This is a genomic window from Kitasatospora sp. NPDC001603 (genome assembly GCF_040298365.1).
Classification (GTDB): Bacteria; Actinomycetota; Actinomycetes; order Streptomycetales; family Streptomycetaceae; genus Kitasatospora.
Map to the genome: position 1 here is coordinate 16,867 of NZ_JBEPAA010000043.1, position 17,592 is coordinate 34,458.

Annotated in this window: 18 protein-coding genes and 3 pseudogenes; 12 read left to right on the forward strand and 9 right to left on the reverse strand. The window is 69.2% G+C overall.

Annotated features, from left to right (window positions below):
- The first annotated feature begins 9 nt into the window (after positions 1-9).
- Positions 10-498, forward strand: a complete 489-nt coding sequence (locus tag ABT263_RS24970; protein WP_352293364.1) for an SAM-dependent methyltransferase — start codon at positions 10-12, stop codon at positions 496-498.
- 239 nt (positions 499-737) lie between these two features.
- Here the strand turns inward: ABT263_RS24970 and ABT263_RS24975 are convergent, their stop codons facing one another.
- A complete protein-coding gene (locus tag ABT263_RS24975; RefSeq protein WP_352293366.1) occupies positions 738-1,229 on the reverse strand; it encodes a hypothetical protein in 492 nt (163 codons plus the stop codon).
- 42 nt (positions 1,230-1,271) lie between these two features.
- The gene (locus tag ABT263_RS24980) at positions 1,272-1,790 is read right to left on the reverse strand and encodes an ATP-binding protein (protein WP_352293369.1); all 519 of its coding nucleotides are present in this window, start codon (positions 1,788-1,790) and stop codon (positions 1,272-1,274) included.
- Positions 1,791-2,027: 237 nt separating this feature from the next.
- Here ABT263_RS24980 and ABT263_RS24985 point away from each other — a divergent pair, with 237 nt between their 5' ends.
- The 3 genes from ABT263_RS24985 to ABT263_RS38945 all read left to right on the forward strand — a co-directional run bounded on the left by ABT263_RS24985 (position 2,028) and on the right by ABT263_RS38945 (position 6,057).
- A complete protein-coding gene (locus tag ABT263_RS24985; protein ID WP_352293371.1) occupies positions 2,028-3,392 on the forward strand; it encodes an NsdA family TPR-like regulatory protein in 1,365 nt (454 codons plus the stop codon).
- Between the two features lie 33 nt (positions 3,393-3,425).
- Positions 3,426-4,325: a phosphotransferase family protein gene (locus ABT263_RS24990; RefSeq protein WP_352293374.1), complete on the forward strand. Its 900-nt coding sequence runs from the start codon at positions 3,426-3,428 to the stop codon at positions 4,323-4,325.
- 668 nt (positions 4,326-4,993) lie between these two features.
- Positions 4,994-6,057 (forward strand): IS630 family transposase gene (locus ABT263_RS38945; RefSeq protein WP_502885857.1). Its coding sequence is split into 2 segments (ribosomal slippage): positions 4,994-5,441 and positions 5,441-6,057, totalling 1,065 coding nucleotides; the frame shifts between segments, so codons are not numbered across the junction.
- Between the two features lie 3 nt (positions 6,058-6,060).
- Here ABT263_RS38945 and ABT263_RS25005 read toward each other — a convergent pair.
- Positions 6,061-6,561, reverse strand: coding sequence for a hypothetical protein (locus ABT263_RS25005; RefSeq protein WP_352293380.1), 501 nt, complete (start codon positions 6,559-6,561; stop codon positions 6,061-6,063).
- A 202-nt stretch (positions 6,562-6,763) separates the two neighbouring features.
- On the opposite strand from ABT263_RS25005, the gene ABT263_RS25010 reads away from it, so the two are divergent.
- Together ABT263_RS25010 and ABT263_RS25015 are read left to right on the forward strand one after the other, a co-directional pair.
- Positions 6,764-7,774 carry an aldo/keto reductase gene (locus tag ABT263_RS25010; protein ID WP_352293383.1) on the forward strand — a complete coding sequence of 337 codons (1,011 nt, stop codon included), beginning with the start codon at positions 6,764-6,766 and terminating at the stop codon, positions 7,772-7,774.
- Positions 7,775-8,135: 361 nt separating this feature from the next.
- Complete coding sequence (locus ABT263_RS25015; protein ID WP_352293386.1) at positions 8,136-8,258, forward strand: hypothetical protein; 123 nt, start codon at positions 8,136-8,138, stop codon at positions 8,256-8,258.
- A 147-nt stretch (positions 8,259-8,405) separates the two neighbouring features.
- On the opposite strand, the pseudogene ABT263_RS38950 reads toward ABT263_RS25015, so the two are convergent.
- Together ABT263_RS38950 and ltrA are read right to left on the reverse strand one after the other, a co-directional pair.
- A pseudogene (locus ABT263_RS38950) lies at positions 8,406-8,960 on the reverse strand (transposase); the annotation flags it as partial.
- A 104-nt stretch (positions 8,961-9,064) separates the two neighbouring features.
- The gene (ltrA, locus tag ABT263_RS25025; RefSeq protein ID WP_352293392.1) at positions 9,065-10,534 is read right to left on the reverse strand and encodes a group II intron reverse transcriptase/maturase; all 1,470 of its coding nucleotides are present in this window, start codon (positions 10,532-10,534) and stop codon (positions 9,065-9,067) included.
- A gap of 650 nt (positions 10,535-11,184) precedes the next feature.
- Between ltrA and ABT263_RS25030 the strand changes: the two genes are divergently transcribed.
- From ABT263_RS25030 to ABT263_RS25055, 6 genes and pseudogenes are all read left to right on the forward strand, one after another.
- The gene (locus tag ABT263_RS25030; RefSeq protein ID WP_352293516.1) at positions 11,185-11,715 is read left to right on the forward strand and encodes a TOMM precursor leader peptide-binding protein; all 531 of its coding nucleotides are present in this window, start codon (positions 11,185-11,187) and stop codon (positions 11,713-11,715) included.
- Positions 11,712-12,098 (forward strand): hypothetical protein, encoded by a 387-nt coding sequence (locus ABT263_RS25035; RefSeq protein ID WP_352293395.1) that lies wholly within the window; start codon positions 11,712-11,714, stop codon positions 12,096-12,098. Before ABT263_RS25030 ends, ABT263_RS25035 begins: the two co-directional genes overlap by 4 nt.
- A 258-nt stretch (positions 12,099-12,356) precedes the next feature.
- A complete protein-coding gene (locus tag ABT263_RS25040) occupies positions 12,357-13,913 on the forward strand; it encodes an RICIN domain-containing protein (RefSeq protein WP_352293399.1) in 1,557 nt (518 codons plus the stop codon).
- Between the two features lie 468 nt (positions 13,914-14,381).
- A pseudogene (locus tag ABT263_RS25045) lies at positions 14,382-14,501 on the forward strand (JmjC domain-containing protein); the annotation flags it as partial.
- 61 nt (positions 14,502-14,562) lie between these two features.
- Positions 14,563-14,676, forward strand: a pseudogene (locus tag ABT263_RS25050) (JmjC domain-containing protein); the annotation flags it as partial.
- A 60-nt stretch (positions 14,677-14,736) separates the two neighbouring features.
- Positions 14,737-15,162 carry a hypothetical protein gene (locus ABT263_RS25055; RefSeq protein ID WP_352293529.1) on the forward strand — a complete coding sequence of 142 codons (426 nt, stop codon included), beginning with the start codon at positions 14,737-14,739 and terminating at the stop codon, positions 15,160-15,162.
- On the opposite strand, the gene ABT263_RS25060 is transcribed toward ABT263_RS25055, so the two are convergent.
- The 4 genes from ABT263_RS25060 to ABT263_RS25075 all read right to left on the reverse strand — a co-directional run bounded on the left by ABT263_RS25060 (position 15,163) and on the right by ABT263_RS25075 (position 17,327).
- Positions 15,163-15,399 (reverse strand): hypothetical protein, encoded by a 237-nt coding sequence (locus tag ABT263_RS25060; protein ID WP_352293402.1) that lies wholly within the window; start codon positions 15,397-15,399, stop codon positions 15,163-15,165.
- Between the two features lie 211 nt (positions 15,400-15,610).
- On the reverse strand, positions 15,611-15,814 hold the full coding sequence (locus tag ABT263_RS25065) for a hypothetical protein (protein WP_502885859.1): 204 nt from the start codon (positions 15,812-15,814) through the stop codon (positions 15,611-15,613).
- Positions 15,815-15,857: 43 nt separating this feature from the next.
- Complete coding sequence (locus tag ABT263_RS25070; RefSeq protein ID WP_352293407.1) at positions 15,858-16,385, reverse strand: hypothetical protein; 528 nt, start codon at positions 16,383-16,385, stop codon at positions 15,858-15,860.
- 105 nt (positions 16,386-16,490) lie between these two features.
- On the reverse strand, positions 16,491-17,327 hold the full coding sequence (locus ABT263_RS25075) for an SAM-dependent methyltransferase (RefSeq protein WP_352293410.1): 837 nt from the start codon (positions 17,325-17,327) through the stop codon (positions 16,491-16,493).
- Between the last annotated feature and the right edge of the window lie 265 nt (positions 17,328-17,592).

Sequence of the window (17,592 nt, forward strand, 5' to 3'; positions counted from 1 at the left end):
GAAGCCGCCATGCCAGAACCGATCTTGGTCACGCCGGTTGCCATCGTCGTCGGGGGCCACCGCGAGCCGGCCGACGACTACCAGGGCGGCGTCCAGGCCGTGATCCGCCTCAACCCCGACTACCCGCTCGACGCGGTACAGGGCCTTGAGGAGTTCAGCCACCTCACCGTCACCTGGCACTTCCACCTCGGGTCGCCCGACGATGTGGAACTCCACGCCCGCAGCCCACGCGGCAACCCCCGCTGGCCGGCCACCGGAACGTTCGCGCACAGGAACCACAGGCGGCCGAACCGCCTCGCGATCTCCTACCCGCGCCTGCTGCGCGTCGACGGCCTGGACCTGCACGTCACCGACCTCGACGCCGTCCACGGCACACCGATCCTCGACATCGCGCCCTATTTCCAGGCCATGGGCCCCCGCGGACACGTCACCGAACCCGCCTGGCCCGCCGAGATGCTCGCCAACTACTGGACCGACGCCGCTGAGCGCCCCGAGTGAGACCGATCTGCCGACACACTCCGCAGACCCGCTGGAGCGCCAGCGCGTCATACTGTCACCGTGTCGGTGCCCTCGGCTGAGCACCTCAGCCGAGGGCAGCATCAGGGCGGGCACGGCCATCAACGTCACCCGGGGGCGGGGCGGACGACGCAGGTGCCCTGTCGCTGTGCGCTCGGAATTGTTCCGGTCCTCGTCGGTGGCACCGGTGGGCGGGACGAATTTGCCGGGAGTGCGCCCGCTCACCGGGCACCCGCTGTTCCGGCGGGCGCCGGGCCGTCCGGTGCGGTGCGAGCGAGGCGGCCGAGAACGAACGTCGCCTCCTCGACCGCCGGGCGCCGCTCGTCGACCACGATGACGCTCTCGGGCACAGCCCCCGGCCGGGGGCGTCCCTCCGCGGCCTGGGACGCGGAACCTGCGTAGCGCACGAGCCTCACCTCGCGGTCCAGTCGCTCCGCGAGACGGCACAGTGCCGCCTCGTTGAGTAGCTGGTCCGCCGGGTATGCGAGGAGTACGGGGCTCTTCGCGCGCCGGTCGGTGTGCCATCCGGCGACCCTCAGCAGGACATCGAGGCAGAATTCCTCCTGCTCGTCCGAGCGCATCAGGGTGCCTTCCGGAAAGAGCAGCCGGTGCAGGCTGTCCAGCTCGAGGTGCACGCCACTGAGGCTCCGCGACAACTCCTGACCGATGGCCAGGCGGTGCTGCACAGGCCCTCCGGCCAACGCGACGATCATGAATCCCCCAAGGAGACGGTGCGGGTGGTGGTTGCTTCACGGCTACGAGGCCCGGGGCAGAGCGTCGGGCTGCGCCGGAGTCCCGAGGTCAGGGGCGAGGTTCCAGAACACGTGGACCGCCTTCCCCCCGTCGTCGGAGGGTCTGGACGTCCAGCCCGAGCTCAGCGCGGTGACCAGAAGGAGTCCGCGCCCCGACGTGGCGCCAGCCCGAGCGACCCGGGGGATCGGCCGGGCGGGGTTGTGGTCCTGCACCCTCAGCCCGAGAACGCCCGCCCGCAGGCCGATCGCGACCGTGATCCCCTTCGTCCCGCTCCCCTCCATGAGCCGGCCATGCACGACGGCGTTGGCAACCAGCTCGGCGACCACCAGCAGCACGTCGTCCTCGATACCGGCCAAGTTCCACTGCCGCAGCACGTGCCGCACCGACCGACGCGCCAGCGCGGCGGAGTACTCCTCGTAGGGCAACTCGACCCGGTGCGTCTTCTCCGCGGTCGTCGTGTCCAGGCCGGGCTCGTTCCGTACTGCCAGAACCGAGGTCGAGCCGTCGTGACCCGATGCCATGCCACCACTCCTCTTTGAGGGAACGACCCGGTCCAGAGCCCAAGGCCTCCACTGGGGTGACCACACCGTCCGCCCAGAGGCCCGCGGCAGGCAACCAGCGGAATCCGGGAAGCGGCACCGCCACCGGGAATCCGCGATACCCGACTCCCGGAAACCGACCCGAACCCGGGAAACGGATTCCCGACTTCGCGGCCGCGCCACTACCACCAACCCGGCCCGGCCATCAAGATGGTGAGCATGACGAGAGGTCACGGAGCCGTCTGCGCAAGGCGGTTGATCAGCAAGCCCGAGAACCGGGGAGCAGCCGTCGGTGTCATCGTCGATGCCCTTCAGAACTGCTGCGCGGTCACCCGGCTGCGGGCCCACCGCCTGGCGCGCGCCTGGACCCTCGAAGAGGCCGTACGGCGGTTCAAAGCCGTGTGCACCCGGCTTGGTGCGGATCCCGGCGGGATCACCATCGACCGAATGAGCACCTGGGAGACCGGAGCGAACCGCCCTCGCCCCCGCAGCATCGATTTGCTGTGCGAGCTCTACGACACCGAAGCACACGACCTCGACCTGGCCGGCCCCCCTCATTCCGCGGCGTCCGTGACTGGCCCGGTCAGTGCGGCACAGGCCGCCGTCCTTCCCAGCGGTGACCTCTTCGACCGGCTGATCGACGACGCCCGCCGCTCCCTGAACCGCACCCTCGCCGCCGCCAGCGTCAGCACCGCCCAGCTGGACCAGCTCGAAGAACGGATGATCAGCGCCCGCCGGCTGTACGTCTTCACCCCGCCCGAGGAGATGCTCCCCCTGCTCATCGGAGACCTGGAGGAGATCCGACTGGTGGCCGCCGACCGGCAGCCGGCAACCGTCCAAGTCCAGCTCTCCGCCCTGACAGCCATCGGATCCACCCTCGTCGCCGACGCCCTGATGAAGCTCGGCCGCCTGCGCCACGCCGGCCAGTGGTACGACACCGCCCGCACTGCCGCCGACGACAGTGGCGACCCCGAACTGCGTGCCCGCGTCCGTGTTCAGGCCGCGATGCTCCCCTACTACTACGGGCCCCTGGAGACGGCCGCCGGCTTGGCGCGCGAAGCACGCCTGATCAGCCGAAACCGGCCCACCGTCACCGGCGCGTTCGCCGCTGCCGCCGAAGCACGCGCCCTGGCCCGCCAGGGTGACCGCGACGGCGCGCTCACCGCGATCCGTCACGCCGAACGGATCTGGCAGGCCTGCGACCCCGGCCCGGCCGACGACGCGTGGGCATTCCCCGAGAGGCGCCTGCTGCTCTACCGCAGCGGCACCTACACCGCTATCGGCGACACCCAGCAGGCCCGTCACACCCAGGACCAGGCGCTGCGCCTGTACCCTGAGCAGACCGGTATCGACCCGGCCCTGCTCGGCCTGGAGCAAGCCATGTGCCTGATCCACGAACACAGCCTCGCGGAGGCCTGCCAGCTCGCCGCCGCCGCCTACCTCCAGGTCCCCGAAGCACACCGCACCACCATCCTCGGCGCCCGCGCCCAGGACGTGATCGCCATACTCCCCCCGCAACTGCGCACCGCCCGGCCCGTACGCGACCTTGGCACGATCCTGGCGCTGCCCGCCGCTGCGAAGTGACAGTTCCCCGACTCGTAGGCCAGCCTGAACCCCATGACGACGATCGCGACGGACGCTGGCGGCTTCGCCGCAACCGACCTCACCCGCCTCCTCGACCGCGCCTGCATGGCTGCGGCACTCGACCCGGCCAATGCCCGGCTCATGCGCGGTCACACCAATGCCGTCTTCGTCACCGACGGGGTCGTCGTCAAGATCGCCCGCAACGGCACCCAGGCCTCCACCGTCCAACGCACAGTCGACCTCGTCACCTGGCTCACCGCCCGGGGCTTCCCGACCGTGCCCCTGCACCCCGTACAGCAGCCCGTCGACCTCGACGGCCACTACGCGACCTACTGGACGTACCTCCCCCAACCAGCCCGCCCCGTCTCGGCCGAACAGCTCGCCAAGCCGCTGCGCACGCTTCACCAGCTCGACGACCCGCCGGTACCGCTGCCCGCAGCGGACACGGCCGCAGCAATCCGTCGCTCCATCGCTTCGACCACCGCACTCACCAACGACGAGATCGCTCGCCTCACCGACCGGCTCGACCATCTCCAGCGGGAGCTCGAGGACGTTTCCTACGAGTTGGCGCCCTCTGTCATCCAGAGCGACCCCCAGCATCGCAATGCCCTGCACACCACCCGCGGCAACGCGGTCCTGTGCGACTGGGACACCGCCTCCTTCGGCCCGCCCGAGCTCGACCTTGTCACTGTGGAGATTCACTGCCGCCGCTTCGGGTACGGCCAGGCCCACTACGAGGCCTTCGCCAACAGCTACGGCTACGACATCAGGACCTGGGCCGGCTACCCAGCACTCGCGGGACTGCGAGAACTGCGCATGATCACCACGAACGCCAAGCGCGCCACACCGGGCTCCGCCACCATCGCCGAAGTCCGTCGCCGCATCAACGGCATGCACTGCGATGACCCGAGCCAACTGTGGACAATCCTCTGACCTGGCTCGAACCCCACGTCTCGGGGGCCCGGCGAGACGACAGCTGCCATCGCCGCCGCTACCCGAGGTGACGGTCTCGTCCAGGGCCACGCCGAACGGCGCCGCCCGGAACTCGCCATACAAGGGACCCGGGTCCGGATGGCTAGCGACGACAGCCGGCAGCCGCTGCAAACGGGCGTGCTCCGAATCCTGGGCGAGGCGGTGCGTGCCGGCCACTGAGTTGTCGAGCGCGGTCAAGACGAGTTCGCGCCGGAGTCTAGGAGAGCGCAGCTCGGAGCGGCCACCGATGGTTGGGGCGCTGGTCGGCAGGAGGCCTGCAGGTCTGAGCCCCGCTGTGTGTTCGAGCGCGTTCACGTCTCTCCGGATGTGATGATCGTCTTGGGTGCTGGTCGGTCCTGGACCTTGTCCCCCGCGTTTCAGTGCGGGCCGTCCGGGGTCCGCCTAGGCAGAACGGAAGTGACCGCCAGGCGTGTCCAGTGCGGCGGTCACCAGGAACGCGCCACGGTCCGCGACAAGCGCGGCGAGCTGCTCCCAGGAGTCGCCTGTGGCGGCCACCATCGACCGGGTCCAGGTGACAATGCCGCTGGCAGACCCGCTACTGAACCTGATCGGGTGATGTCGGGCAGTTCGCCGGACACCGTGCTGGCGGCTTCGGTAGTCCTGGCGGAGTGAGATATCCGCAGGGTGGCGGCTTGACCGACGCCGAGAGGGCTGGGCGAGAGCGGGTCCGGCTCCAGGCCGTGGCGTGCTTCGAGGCCGGCGAGAAGAACCGGGAGGTCGCTGCCGCGTTGCGGGTATCGGAGTGGTCCGTGGAACGCTGGCGGCGCCAGTGGCGGGAGGATGGCCTGACCGGGGTGGCGTCGAAGGGATCGCCTGGCCGGCCTCGCCTGTCGGACATGCAGATAGTCAGACTGGCGCGCGAGTTGGAGCTCGGGCCACTGGCGCATGGGTGGGCTGACCAGCGGTGGACGCTGGCCCGCGTGAAGACGATGATCGGCCGCTTGTTTCACGTCTCCTACACCGTGGAGGGCACGTGGCGATTGCTGCGACGGCACGGTTGGTCCTGGCAGCAGCCCGCCCGGCGAGCGATCGAGCGCGACGACGACGCGGTGGAGCTGTGGAAGCGGGAGGTCTGGCCGCGGGTAAGAGCACCGCGGCGGTGAACAGCGCCTGGATGGTCTTCGAGGACGACGCCGGCCAGTCGATGACGCCGCCGCGTGCCAGGACCTGGGGCCGCCAGGGCATCACCCCGGTCGTCCGCGTGCGCGGGCGCGGCTCGGGCCGGGTCTCCATGGCGGGGATGACCTGCTACAAGCCCGGCGAGCGGTCCCTTCTGATCTACGCGATCCGCGAGTACCGGGGCCGCAAGGGCGACCCGAAGGGCTTCGGCTGGAAGGACTACCGCGACCTGATCGTCCGGGCCCACACCCAGCTCGGCGGCCCGATCGTCCTGGTGTGGGACAACCTGCGCATACACCTGGTCACACCTCTACGGGAGTTCTTCGAGGCCAACGCCGACTGGCTCACCGTCTTCCAGCTACCCACTTACGCACCGGACCTCAACCCGCAGGAAGGAATCTGGTCGCTGGTCAAGCGCGGTATCGGCAACCTCGCCGCCGCCGACCTCAGCCAGATCACCCGCGCGGTGAAACGCAAGCTCAAGATGCTTCAGTACCGGCCAGACGTCATCGACGGCTGCCTGGCCGGCGCCGGCCTGACCCTGTCGGGGTGATCGTCAGAAGAAGCCGAAGAAGCGAGCCCACCAGGTGGGACGCCGAACATGCGAGGGCAGTCGGCTCGGGCCGTCGTAGTCACTCTCCAGCAGCTCCTCGGGAACCACGACATAGCCGAGCTCGACCAGCGCCTGGTTGACCCTGGCGAGGTCAGCACCGTCGAGCTCCCCCTCAGCCTGTGCCTCATCCGTCCCGAGGAAGGCACCAGGGTTGTCCGCGCACACCAGCGCCAGCGAGCCGAACTGGCGCACACAGACGACGATCCGGGTCCCACACACGGTCGCGTCCCCGGGCACGAAGATACGTCCGTACTCGCTGGAGTCCTGATTCTCCCGCCCGGCCACGGTCGTGCAGTGTGCTGCGAAGTCACCTTCGAGTCGGTCCACCAGACTACCGAAGCGCACCGCGATCTCGTCACCGTCGAAGCTTCGCGGCCACTCAAGCCACTCCGGGTCATCGAGCTCACGCAGCAACTCCAGCAGTTTCGCTTCGCTCTCGGTCATGCGCTCATCCTGCCGCGACGACCGCCCCGGAGCCAGCGCGGAGCAACACGGTGCTCCCCGTTCCCCGACAACACCCTTTCAAGTTGAGTACTACTGGGTTCTCCGGTACGTCTGGCCGAAACGGTCGAAGGCTGTCAGGACGCGCATGCCCCACGCCTCCGAATTTGCGTTAGAACGCACTCCAACTCCTAAGTTCCGGAGTATGCGATACGTCAGAATCGGAACGACCGGTCTGGAAGTCTCCGCCATCAGCCTCGGCTGCATGAGCTTCGGCGAGCCGGACCGGGGCGGCGAGCCCTGGTCGCTGGGCGCGGACGCCAGCCGGGAGATCATCAAGCAGGCCCTCGAGGGCGGCGTCAACTTCCTCGACACGGCCAATGGGTACAGTGCCGGAAGCAGCGAGGAGATCGTCGGTCAGGCGGTCAAGGACTTCACCCGGCGCGAGGAGGTCGTTCTCTCCACCAAGGTCTGGATGCGGATGCGCCCCGGCCCGAACGGCGCCGGGCTGTCCCGCAAGGCGATCTTCGCCGAGCTCGACGCCTCCCTGAAGCGGTTGGGGACCGACTACATCGACCTCTACCAGATCCACCGCTGGGACTACGACACCCCGATCGAGGAAACCCTCGAAGCGCTGCACGACGCGGTCAAGTCCGGGAAGGTCCGCTACATCGGAGCCTCTTCCATGTACGCCTGGCAGTTCGCCAAGGCCCTGTACCTGGCTGACCTGAACGGCTGGACCCGGTTCGTGTCGATGCAGGACCACTACAACCTCATCCACCGGGAAACAGAGCGGGAGATGCTCCCGCTCTGCGCTGACCAGGGCATCGGCGTGATCCCGTGGAGCCCGCTGGCGCGGGGCAGGCTGACGCGGGTCCGGGACACCGCCACGGCGCGTGCCGAGACCGACGAGGGCGGCAGGATCCTCTACCGCGACGGGGACCAGGCAGTGGCCGAGCGCGTCCACGAGATCGCGGGCAAGCGGGGCCTGTCCCCGGCCCAGGTCGCCCTGGCCTGGGTCATGCGCAACCCGGCGGTGACCTCGCCCATCGTCGGGGTCACCAAGCCGGCCCAGCTGGCCGACGCGGTCGCCGCGGTGGACGTCGAACTCGACGGAGACGAGGCCGCCTACTTGGAGGAGCCCTACCAGCCGCATGAGGCCGCCTACTTGGAGGAGTCCTTCTACAAGTCGCGCCCTGCGGCGGGCTCCCGGTAGTCCGGGCTACCGTCGGGCCTTCGACGAGTCCTTGGCCTCGGCCCTATTGGGTCCGGCGGTGCTTGCGGGCGGTCGCGCGCAACTACATGATCTGCCCGCGGCGCGGCCGCGCCGTGGTGGGCAGCGTCAGTGGCCGGTGCAGTGGTGGCGGATCTCGTCGAATCCTTCATGGAGAAGGAGGGCGCGAGCGGAGCGGGCCACGCGGCCCTGCCTGCCGCCAGCACTGGCAGCACCTACTGGCGGACGCCTGAGCGGGGGCCGACCGTGCTCACCCCTCCATGCTCGCGCGCCGACGGCCGCAGTGCGCCGTCCGGCGGGTACCGGGGCCCGTGCGGGCGCCGGACGGCTCATCCTGGAAGTCATGGCGCCCCGAGGATCGGCCCGGGTCCGGCTGCCGCACATCGAACCGATGTTCGCGATGGCCGCCCGGGCAGCGGCACGTCCCGGGCTGGTACTGGGCGGCGAGCCGCTCTACCGCCGGTGACAACAACCACCACCACGTGAGACAAGTGACAACAAGGCCGCCCAACTGGTGACAGCTAGCGCGACCGAAACAGGGCGACGTGCAGGTCGCGCAGTGCGCTCGGTGACAACTACTGAATTTGAATGCGTGTTGTCGGTCCGGGGATGATCAGTCGTCCATGATCAGGCCGGTGGTGGCGAGGCAGGCGTCGATGAGGTGAGGCCGGTACTGGATCTTCTTCAAGCTGCGCCTGACAGCCCGGGCAAGCTGGTCGAGGTCGGCGGCGGCGAGGTTGCCGATGGTGCGCTTGACCAGCGACCAGATGCCCTCCTGCGGATTGAGGTCCGGTGCCTACGAGGGGAGTTGGAAGACGGTCAGCCAGTCCTTGCTCGCCTGGACGAACTCCTGCATCGGCGGCATCAGGTGGGCGCGGAGGTTGTCCCACACGAGCACGATCGGGCCGCCGAGCTGAATGTGCGCGCGGATGAGCAGGTCCCGGTAGTCCTGCCAGGTCAGGCCCTTCTTCTCGCCCTTGCGACCGTGGTACACGTGGAAGCTGTAGAACATCCGGGAACGCTGACCCGCCTTGTAGCAGCTCAGCCCCGCCATGGAGACCCGACCGGATCCCCGGCCGCGCACCCGCACGACGGGGGTACACCCGAGCCTGCCCCAGGTCCTGGCGCGCGGCGGCCTCATCGACTGCCCGGCTTCGTCGCTGAGTAGGCCCGGGGCGCGGTGCCGGGATTGCTCCCGGTCCGTTTCCCCGGACCTCTCGCCGAACCCGCCGTGCGCCTCTCGACGCAACGGGCTCTCCACGGTCTCTGCCGTCAGGTGATTGCAGTGGCCCAGGGGCTGGGAATCGTGTTGCCGCGGTAGCGATACCGGGTGACCGGGATCGCGCTGATCTTCCGCAACTCGATCTCGCCCGCGCTGATCGGCAGCCACCGCCCGGTAGGGGTGGTGAGCCGTCTGCGGACGTCCGACCAGTTCCAGTGATGCCGCTCTTGCAGCAGCCGGATGACCCGCCACCAGACGAGGTTGTCCAGGTTGCTGAAGGTGCGCTTCGCGACGGCATGCCGGAAGTAGTGGGCCCATCCGTGGGTGATCCTGTTCAGATTGATCAGTACCACGGCCAGGTCCTGCTGCGATGTTCTGTGGGTGAGGGTACGGATCTTCGCCTTCACCGACCGGAGGGGCCGGTCGGCGATGAAGGTGTAGACGTACCACTTGTCCGTTCCGCGCTTGCGGCGCCACTGGATGTGGAACCCCAGGAAGTCGAACCCCTCGCTCAGGTGCACCAGTTGGGTTTTGGCCTCCGAGAGCCGCAGCCCCATTGGTGCGAGGACCTGGGCGATCTCCTCGCGCAGTGCCTCGGTGTCCTGCCTGGTCCCTTTGACCAGGACGACGAAGTCGTCCGCGTAGCGGACCAGCCGCCACGAGGGCAGGCCCTTGGCGCTTCGCCGCTCGCGCCGAGGGCTGGTGGACAGGTCCCCGTCCGGTTCCCATGCCCGGTGTAGGTGCTCGTCGAGCGCCGACAGGGCGATGTTCGCCAGGAGCGGGGAGATGATGCCCCCTTGCGGCGTGCCGGTGAAGGTCTCCTGCTGTTCCCCGAGCTCTGTGAGGAGGCCGGACTTCAGGAACGCCTTCACCAGCGCCAGCACCCGCTTGTCCTTGATCCGGTTCCGGACACGGTCGATCAGTGCGACGTGGTCGATCTCGTCGAAGCACGCCGCGATGTCCGCGTCCAGCACCCACCGATAGCCGTGGGTGCCGTAGAAATGGATCTCGGCAATCGCGTCCTGAGCTCGCCGCTTGGGCCGGAAGCCGTAGGAGACCGGCTTGAAGTCGGCCTCGAAGATCGGCTCCAGCACCAGTTTCAGCGCGGCCTGGACGACTCGGTCGGCGATCACGGGAATCCCCAGCCGCCGAACCTTCCCCGACCCACCCGGTTTGGGAATCTTGCGCTCCCGCACCGGTAGCGGACGGAACGTGCCCTGCCTGAGCTGGGCACGCAGGCCGTCCAGGAATCCGGAGACCCCGAATCGCTCCTCGACATCGGCGACCCTCAGGCCGTCCACGCCGGGAGTACTGGCGCCCCGATTGCCGGCGACCCGGTCGAACGCCGCGATCAGCGTCGCCGGGTCGTGCACGAGGTTGAACAGATCATCGAACCGGCGGCCGGGATCGGCCGCCGCCCAACGGTGAAGCTTGGCCTGCATCTCCGATACCCGCTGGCGCGGCCCTACCGGGTCCGCCTCCAGCAGAGCGCCGCTGTTCAGCGGTGCATCTTTCGGCATTGCAGTCTCCTTCCCTTCTCGATACCGCTGCCGCCCTTCCCCATGTACGCGGGCTCTCCCCGGCTCGGAGTACTACGGCGGCTCCGCCCCACCTGGACCGTTCGGCGGTCGATGTGCCTATCCCCGACCGGGCACTGGCCGTGCACGCCTGGGGAGTTGAGACCGGGTGGTTCCCGTGTTCACTGCGATTCGCTTGTTGGAGTAGGAGCCCGACTGTGTCCCTGCGGCATCGCCACGAGTACGCCGTAGACCTTCCTCGTGGCCTCCCGAACGGCTTCGAAATACCGATCAAGGAGTTCCCCGCCGCCGCCAAGCAGCGAGTGCGCACCGCCTCCGGCCCAGATCCACCAGGTTTCGAGCCGGTGTAGTCGTTAAGAGACGTAAAGACGCCGGTTCCTCGCGTACTCCTCTCCATCCCGCTCGCCGGACCCGCACCATCTGGCAGTACTGGTACGTCCCGGCTTTGTCAGGGCCGCTCCCGCCCTCCCCGGCATCACCCGGATCAGGCTGCCCTCAGCTCCACCCCTCTGCTACGACAGAACGGCGGTGAAGGTCTCTCACCTCCACACGAATCACAGCGCCTCACGGCGCAACTCGAAGACGAGCCAGGCGTCGCGGGCCGCCGCGGCGCTTTTACCAAGAACCCCCACATCACCGTCACGCCCGCCACCGACCACGTCACCACCCACGGCCAGTTCACCGCCCTCCTCAAGGCCTGCGACGTCCTGGTCCTGTGCGCTGACTCACCGCTCGGGCTCCGCCAGACAGTCAACCACGCCTCCATGGCCACCGGTCGGCCGTGGGTGGACGGCGGCTACACCGGCCCGGTCACCAGCACCGCCCTCTACCGGCCCGGCCACGGGCCCTGCTGGCAGTGCCTGCGCACCCAGGAAGCCCGCGCTCACGACCTCGGCGTCACCAGCCCCGGTGACATCCTCAAGGCCCTGCCGAAGGCGATCGGACACCCCGTCACCGCGATCACCGCCACGCTGTCCGGCACCCACGCCGCGCACGCGGCGGTCAGCCACATCACCGGCACCACCCCACTCACCCCGGGCACCGTCTACACCCACAACCTGCTCAACCCCGGCCGAACCCGGACCATCACCTATCCCCGGGACCCGGCCTGCCCCGGATGCGCCACCCCCGCCCCGACCACCCTCGCCGGAGGAAGCCAGTGACCGCGCAGCCCACCACCACTCAGCCGCCGACCGCAGAGCCCCCGTTCGAGTGGCTGCACCGCATCCTCGAGTCGGTCGACGCCGACCGCGCCGTCCCGCACCACCTGCCCGGCGCCGTCCAGCAACCCGAGCACCTGCTCTCCTGGGGTGACCTCGACGTCATCCTCACCCACCACCACCTCGACCCGCCCCAGCTCCAACTCGCCCGCGCCGGCGCCCTCCTGCCCAAGAGCGACTACAGCAGCCCTGTCACGCTGCGCCCCGGCACCACCCGCCACCAGATCCAGCCGACCAAGCTCGACACCCACCTCACTGCGACTGACGTCTTACTTGACACCTGGCGTCGATGCTTGTCACCAAGATCGGGATGCATCGACGAATAGTGAGCTTTCTCGGTGTCCAGGCCGGGCAGGACCGGTCGCGTGCGCATGACGTGAACTCACTACCGCTGCGCTCCCGCGCGCTCGGTCGTGCGCCCTCCCGGGAGACGATCTCGCCGTCGACCATTAGGAACCGCCCAGTCCGGTCGATGGCGAGCCGCGTCGCCACACCCCGGTCCCGGGTGTGGCCACAAACCGCCACCGTCTCCCGCGTCAGGGTGCGCAGCATCTTCAGGTTGGACACACCCGAAAGGAAGCATCTTGACCGTCCGACTTCGGCTGTCGTTCCGAGCCGTCACCTTGGCCGTGGCCCTCTTCGCCGCTGTGGCTGCCGTTCCGCTCACGGCCACCGCCGCGCGGGCGGCGACTGCGATCTGCATCAGCGGCACGATCCAGTACGACTACCAGTCCGCCGAGGGCGGACCGGCCAAGCCCACCAGCACGAAGCCGCTGCGCAACGCCACCGTCGAGTTGTGGGGTGCCGAGAAGAGCACCGACGCGCCGCACGCACTCAACGTCGTGGGGCTCACCGGGGTCGCGAACGGCAGCTACAACCTCTGCTACACGCCCACCACGACCACGTCGCTGAGCACGGTGTGGGTGAAGGTCTGGGCCGCCAACTACAAGCTGTGGTGGGTCGCCGACGACAGCAATCAGGTCTACACCCTGCAGTTGCCGGCTCTCTCCAACGTCACCGGCAACAGGAACATCGGCACGGCCAAGCCCCCGGCCGCCACGGCCCGTGCCTGGCACATCGCCGACACCCTCAACGCCCTGTGGTGGAAGCGCAGCAACCCCAAAAGCGCCTGCTGGTCCGCCAACGAGACGGACAGCGACACCTGCACCCCGCTCAGGGTCTACTGGAGGGACTACTCCAGCCAGTCGTGGTACGACCCCGAATCCAACAGCGTCAATCTCTACGGCGCCGACGCCGACTCCGAGCACTACATCCTGCACGAGGCCGGCCATTTCCTCCTGCACCGCATGTTCAACGGATCGTCGCCGTCCAGCCTCGCCTGCCAGAGCCACTACATCCGGTACGTGAGCACGGAAGGGTGCGCGTGGTCGGAGGGCTTCGCCGACGCCGCCGCCGCCTACGCGCTCGGCGACTCCCGCTTCGTCTGGGGCAACGGAAGCAGCACCGACTTCATCTACGGCGACGGATGGGGCGTCGGCGACCAGGTGGAGGGCAACGTCGCCGGCTCCCTCCTCGAAATCTGGCGCTACACCGACACCAACTGGGACGGGAGCATCGCCGCGATCACGGCCCGGAAGCCCATGACCTTCTCCGCCTACTTCAACACCGCCCGCCCGGCGGCGAATCCGCCCCTGTCCACCGGCGGCTTCGCGCTCAGCGCCCTGAAGTGGCACGCCATCGACTACGGTCCCACCATCGTCGGCGACGGCAACTACCACAACCTCACCGACGGCAGCGGGCTGGTACTGGACCGCATGGGCGGATGCCTCAGCGGCAGCGGCGCGACCGCCGACATCACCACCCTCGACACCGACTTCAGTTGGCAACGCTGGAGGATCGACGCGAACGCCGACGGCACCGTGCGGATCAGCGACTACTGCACCCAGCCGCTCACCCTCACCGCTCCCGCCGCCGCCGGCGGCACGGTCACCGTCAAGACGTACGACCCCGCCAACAGCGGCCAGAAGTGGAAGATCACCAAGAGCAACGGCACGTGGAGGATCACCACCCCGCAGGGCAACCTGGCCCTCGACCGGACGAGCCCCACCGCGGGCTCCGCCGTGGTCCTCAACCCGTCCAACAGCACCTCGAACTCCCAGTCCTGGGCACCCCTCACTTGAGCCACTCCGCCGTCCCCGCCGGTCCCCCTACCCGAACCGGCGGGGACGGCGCCGTGCGCGGGTGGGTGCCGTCGAGGACGAAGCGCGTCGCCGGTCGGCGGGGGCCAGCGCCCGGACGGCCGAGCAGGGCGGGTGTGTGGGCGAAGGCGTACGTGAGCGGGATGCCCTGCCGATCTCTGTTCGGCAGGGCATCCCGAGCCCAAGACTCTCGAAAGCGACGAGCTGTCGCTCTATCCGGCCGTGCTAGAGCCCCGCTACGTACGTACGTGACAACAACACTCGCCCGTACGGCCCTGGTTCTGCCGAAGGAAGCTGGCATGGTCCCAGGTCAGATCGTCTGACCGGTGACATCTACAGCAGTGAGTCGCACTCACCGAAGGCGCCTCCCTCATCCTGGACTCCATCGACCACCTCCACCCACCCACCCGCGACCTCGCCGCCACCCTCGAAGCCTGGCTGCGCACCCGTGTGCTCATCACCGCGTACGCCTCCCGAACCCCCACCCAGGCCTTCAACCGGCACTTCGACGACCACGCGGTCCTCGTCATCCAGGCCGCCGGCACCAAGTACTGGACCCTCCACGCGCCCACCGTCGCCTGGCCCACCCGCGCGGACCACGCCCCCGACCCCCGAAGGCCCGCCCGCCGCGGAGCTCACCCTCCAGGCCGGCGACGTCCTCTACCTCCCCCGCGGCTGGTGGCACGAAGTCGCCGCCACCAAGGGCCCCTCGCTCCACCTCACCTGCGCCCTCACCCCCCACACCACCACCGACCTCCTCACTTGGCTCGCCTCCGCCCCCGACCTCGGCATGCTCCGCGGGGACTTGCCCACCGACAGCAGCGCCACCACCGCCACCGAGCTCGCCGCCCTGGCGGGCTTGATCGCCACCGCCCTGCGCGACCCGGCCCTCCTCGACCGCTACCACGCCGCCCAGGATCGCACCGCACCCATCCGCCCCGCCACCGCACTCCCCTCCCACGTCTGCCCCGCCCAGGCGCGGCCGGAGCTGCGGGTCCGCCTGCTGCTGCCCCGCGCCCGCCTGGAGACCGCCGGCCAAGTACTGCGCCTCCACGGAGGCGGCCGCACCTGGGAGCTGTCCGCCTCCCTGCGACCGCTCATCGCCACGCTGCTTGACCACCTGGTGACCACGCTGGGCCACATCGCCGCCGAGTGCGAGATCCCGGTCGGAAAGGCCGCCGGCATGCTCCCCGGCCTGGTCCAGCACGGCCTCGTCTCCGTCTCGGGGTGATCACCGGTGATCCACGACGAGGAGCTTCATCCGCCGGCCCGCGGCGTCTCGGCCCCGGGCGGCCAACACGGTCTTGGCTGAAGTCATCGAAGCTGCCGGGGCGAGCTGCAAGTGGCAGGTGCGACGGGCGAACGAGCTCTCCCGGGTGCCTTCCTCGGCCTCACTGAGCCCCAGCTCGGCCTTCGTATCGAAAGCGCCGGCTTCACCGGCCTGCTGCGCCAGGACGTCCTCGACCACTACCGTCGCGCGGCCCGCCGGTAGCGCGTCGTCCGGTGGCGGGGCTGCCCCGCCCGGGCCGGAGCCACCCCGGACCGACGGTTCCGCGTCTGCGGGGCCGGCGGGCCTGCCGGTGGGTGGCGGGCCGTTGCGGGAGACCGTCTACGCCCCCAAGGAGCCCAGGCCGATAACAGTCGCCGACCTGGGCTTCGGTGTCGTCGGTGTGCTGCCGTCAGTGACGGGGGGTCGGCGAGATCCGGGCGAGGACGGCCTTCGCCTGTGTCGGGTTGGCGCGGAGCCAGGCGGTCAGGTGTTCTCGGACGGCGTCGGCGACGCAGGCGCGGACGGGCCTGTAGCCCAGTCGGTTGCAGGTGGCGCCCTCAAGTTCGGGGCGGTCGAGCTTTACCGACACGACCGCCGTCAAGCCCGCGCCCAGCTGGGGCTGGGGTGAAGTCGGGGTCGGACGGGGTCAGCAGCTGCTACTCGCGGGCGTAGGTGTTGACGGCGGCCGCGAGGCCGTCGCGGAAGCCGAGTTCGTGTGTGCCACCGCTGGTGGTCGGCAGGCTGTTGGCGTAGCTTGCGATCCGTTCCTCGTGGGAGTCGTGCCAGCGGAGGGCCACCTCGGCGGTTCCCTCCATGTGGGAGTACTCGCGTTGGAAGGCGATCACGTCCGGGTGGAGGGGGTTGCTCTGCTCTGCGATGTGGTCCCTCGGGCCGCCCGGGAAGCGGAGGCGGACGGTAGGTGAGGCTGTGGAAGGGCTCCTGAGGGGTAGACGGGAGCGCCCGGCTGGGAGGGGCGGGCACCGCGACCGCAATGCCGCCTCGACCCCATAGGCGCCGTCCTCGGCACTGCCCAGAGCGGGCGCTGGGCCACGAATTCCAAGAATTCCTCGCGTTGGCCCGGGGTGGTCGCGGATGACGAGTGAACCATCCGGATGAACCGGCCGGCTCCGCAGCCATCGGGGTGCGGAGCTTGGACGTTGCGACCGATCGGACTGCTTTTGCACATCAGTCCGTGCATGAGAGGGGTAGTGAGGGCACCCTCGCCCACATCCGCGGCGCGCGGCTTCACAGTGGGGCGAGCGGCCTGTCAGGCTGGTTACTGAGAGGAGTCAAGGGCGAATGGCGACGGCGCCGTAGCATGACGCGTCGGCGTCGCTCACTGCCCTGCGGGCGCACTCGGCGTCGGGACGCCAGCGCGGCGTTGCGACCATCCCGGGATCGGCCAGGTCCCAGCCGGTGAAGAAGCGTGCGAACTCCGTGAGAGTGCGGGCCTGGACGATGGTGCCGGCCTCGCGGTACACACGGGCGGCGCGCGCCGCGTCCCGGGGCGCGAAGTCGGGCGTGAAGTGCGAGATGACCAGCGCACTGCCGGACGCGCGGATCCTGCCCTTGAGCACCTCCGCGATCTCATGCGCGCCGTCGCCGTCCGGTACGAAGTGCAGCAGCGCGTTCAGACTGAGCGCCACCGGCCGCCGCAGGTCGATCACACCCGCCGTCGCGACCGCGTCGAGCACATGCTCCGGATCACGTACGTCCGCCTGGATGTAGGCGGTGCGTCCCTCCTTCGAGCTGCGCAGCAGGGCCTGGGCGTGGGTGAGGACGATCGGGTCGTTGTCCGCGTAGACCACCCGGCAGGTCGGGTTGATGGCCTGGGCGATCTCGTGGAGGTTCGGGGAGGTGGGGATCCCGGTGCCGATGTCGAGGAACTGGGTGACGCCGCTTTGAGCCAGCATCCTGGTGGTGCGGTGCATGAAGGCCCGGTTGGCGCGGGCCGCGACGGGGGCGTTGGGGAACACGGCGAGGGTTTGTGCAGCGGCCACCCGGTCCGGTTCGAAGTTGGTCGTCCCGCCGAGGAAGAAGTCGTACATCCGTGCTGAGTGTGGCCGGTGGATGTCGAGCGTCACCTCGACCCCGGGTTCGTCCCGCCCTGTCGTGGCCTTGGTCATCTGCTCCCCCAGTCGCGGTTCCCGACAGCGCGCGGGCAGGGCTGTGCGCAGCCCCCCGTCGCCGTGGCGGGGCCTGGCGAGTCCTGGCGCGGCCTTCCCCCACTATGCCCACACCATCGCGGAGACAATCAAGGCCGGAACCGACCGGGTTCAGCCAGATCACCGGATTTGACCTCCGACGTTGCTTGAACTTGGTCACAAGCGAACAAACTTGAGATTCAATTAGGTGAGGGATCGTCTTTCCATATGATTACCAATGTCGTTC

Excerpts from the sequence above, each read along its gene's own strand:
- ltrA (WP_352293392.1), bottom strand. The coding sequence starts at position 10,534 with ATGCCGAAAGATGCACCGCTGAACAGCGGCGCTCTGCTGGAGGCGGAC.
- ABT263_RS24985 (WP_352293371.1), top strand. The coding sequence starts at position 2,028 with ATGACGAGAGGTCACGGAGCCGTCTGCGCAAGGCGGTTGATCAGCAAG.
- ABT263_RS25075 (WP_352293410.1), bottom strand. The coding sequence starts at position 17,327 with ATGACCAAGGCCACGACAGGGCGGGACGAACCCGGGGTCGAGGTGACG.
- ABT263_RS24970 (WP_352293364.1), top strand. The coding sequence starts at position 10 with ATGCCAGAACCGATCTTGGTCACGCCGGTTGCCATCGTCGTCGGGGGC.
- ABT263_RS24975 (WP_352293366.1), bottom strand. The coding sequence starts at position 1,229 with ATGATCGTCGCGTTGGCCGGAGGGCCTGTGCAGCACCGCCTGGCCATC.
- ABT263_RS24980 (WP_352293369.1), bottom strand. The coding sequence starts at position 1,790 with ATGGCATCGGGTCACGACGGCTCGACCTCGGTTCTGGCAGTACGGAAC.
- ABT263_RS24990 (WP_352293374.1), top strand. The coding sequence starts at position 3,426 with ATGACGACGATCGCGACGGACGCTGGCGGCTTCGCCGCAACCGACCTC.
- ABT263_RS25005 (WP_352293380.1), bottom strand. The coding sequence starts at position 6,561 with ATGACCGAGAGCGAAGCGAAACTGCTGGAGTTGCTGCGTGAGCTCGAT.
- ABT263_RS25010 (WP_352293383.1), top strand. The coding sequence starts at position 6,764 with ATGCGATACGTCAGAATCGGAACGACCGGTCTGGAAGTCTCCGCCATC.
- ABT263_RS25015 (WP_352293386.1), top strand. The coding sequence starts at position 8,136 with ATGGCGCCCCGAGGATCGGCCCGGGTCCGGCTGCCGCACATCGAACCG.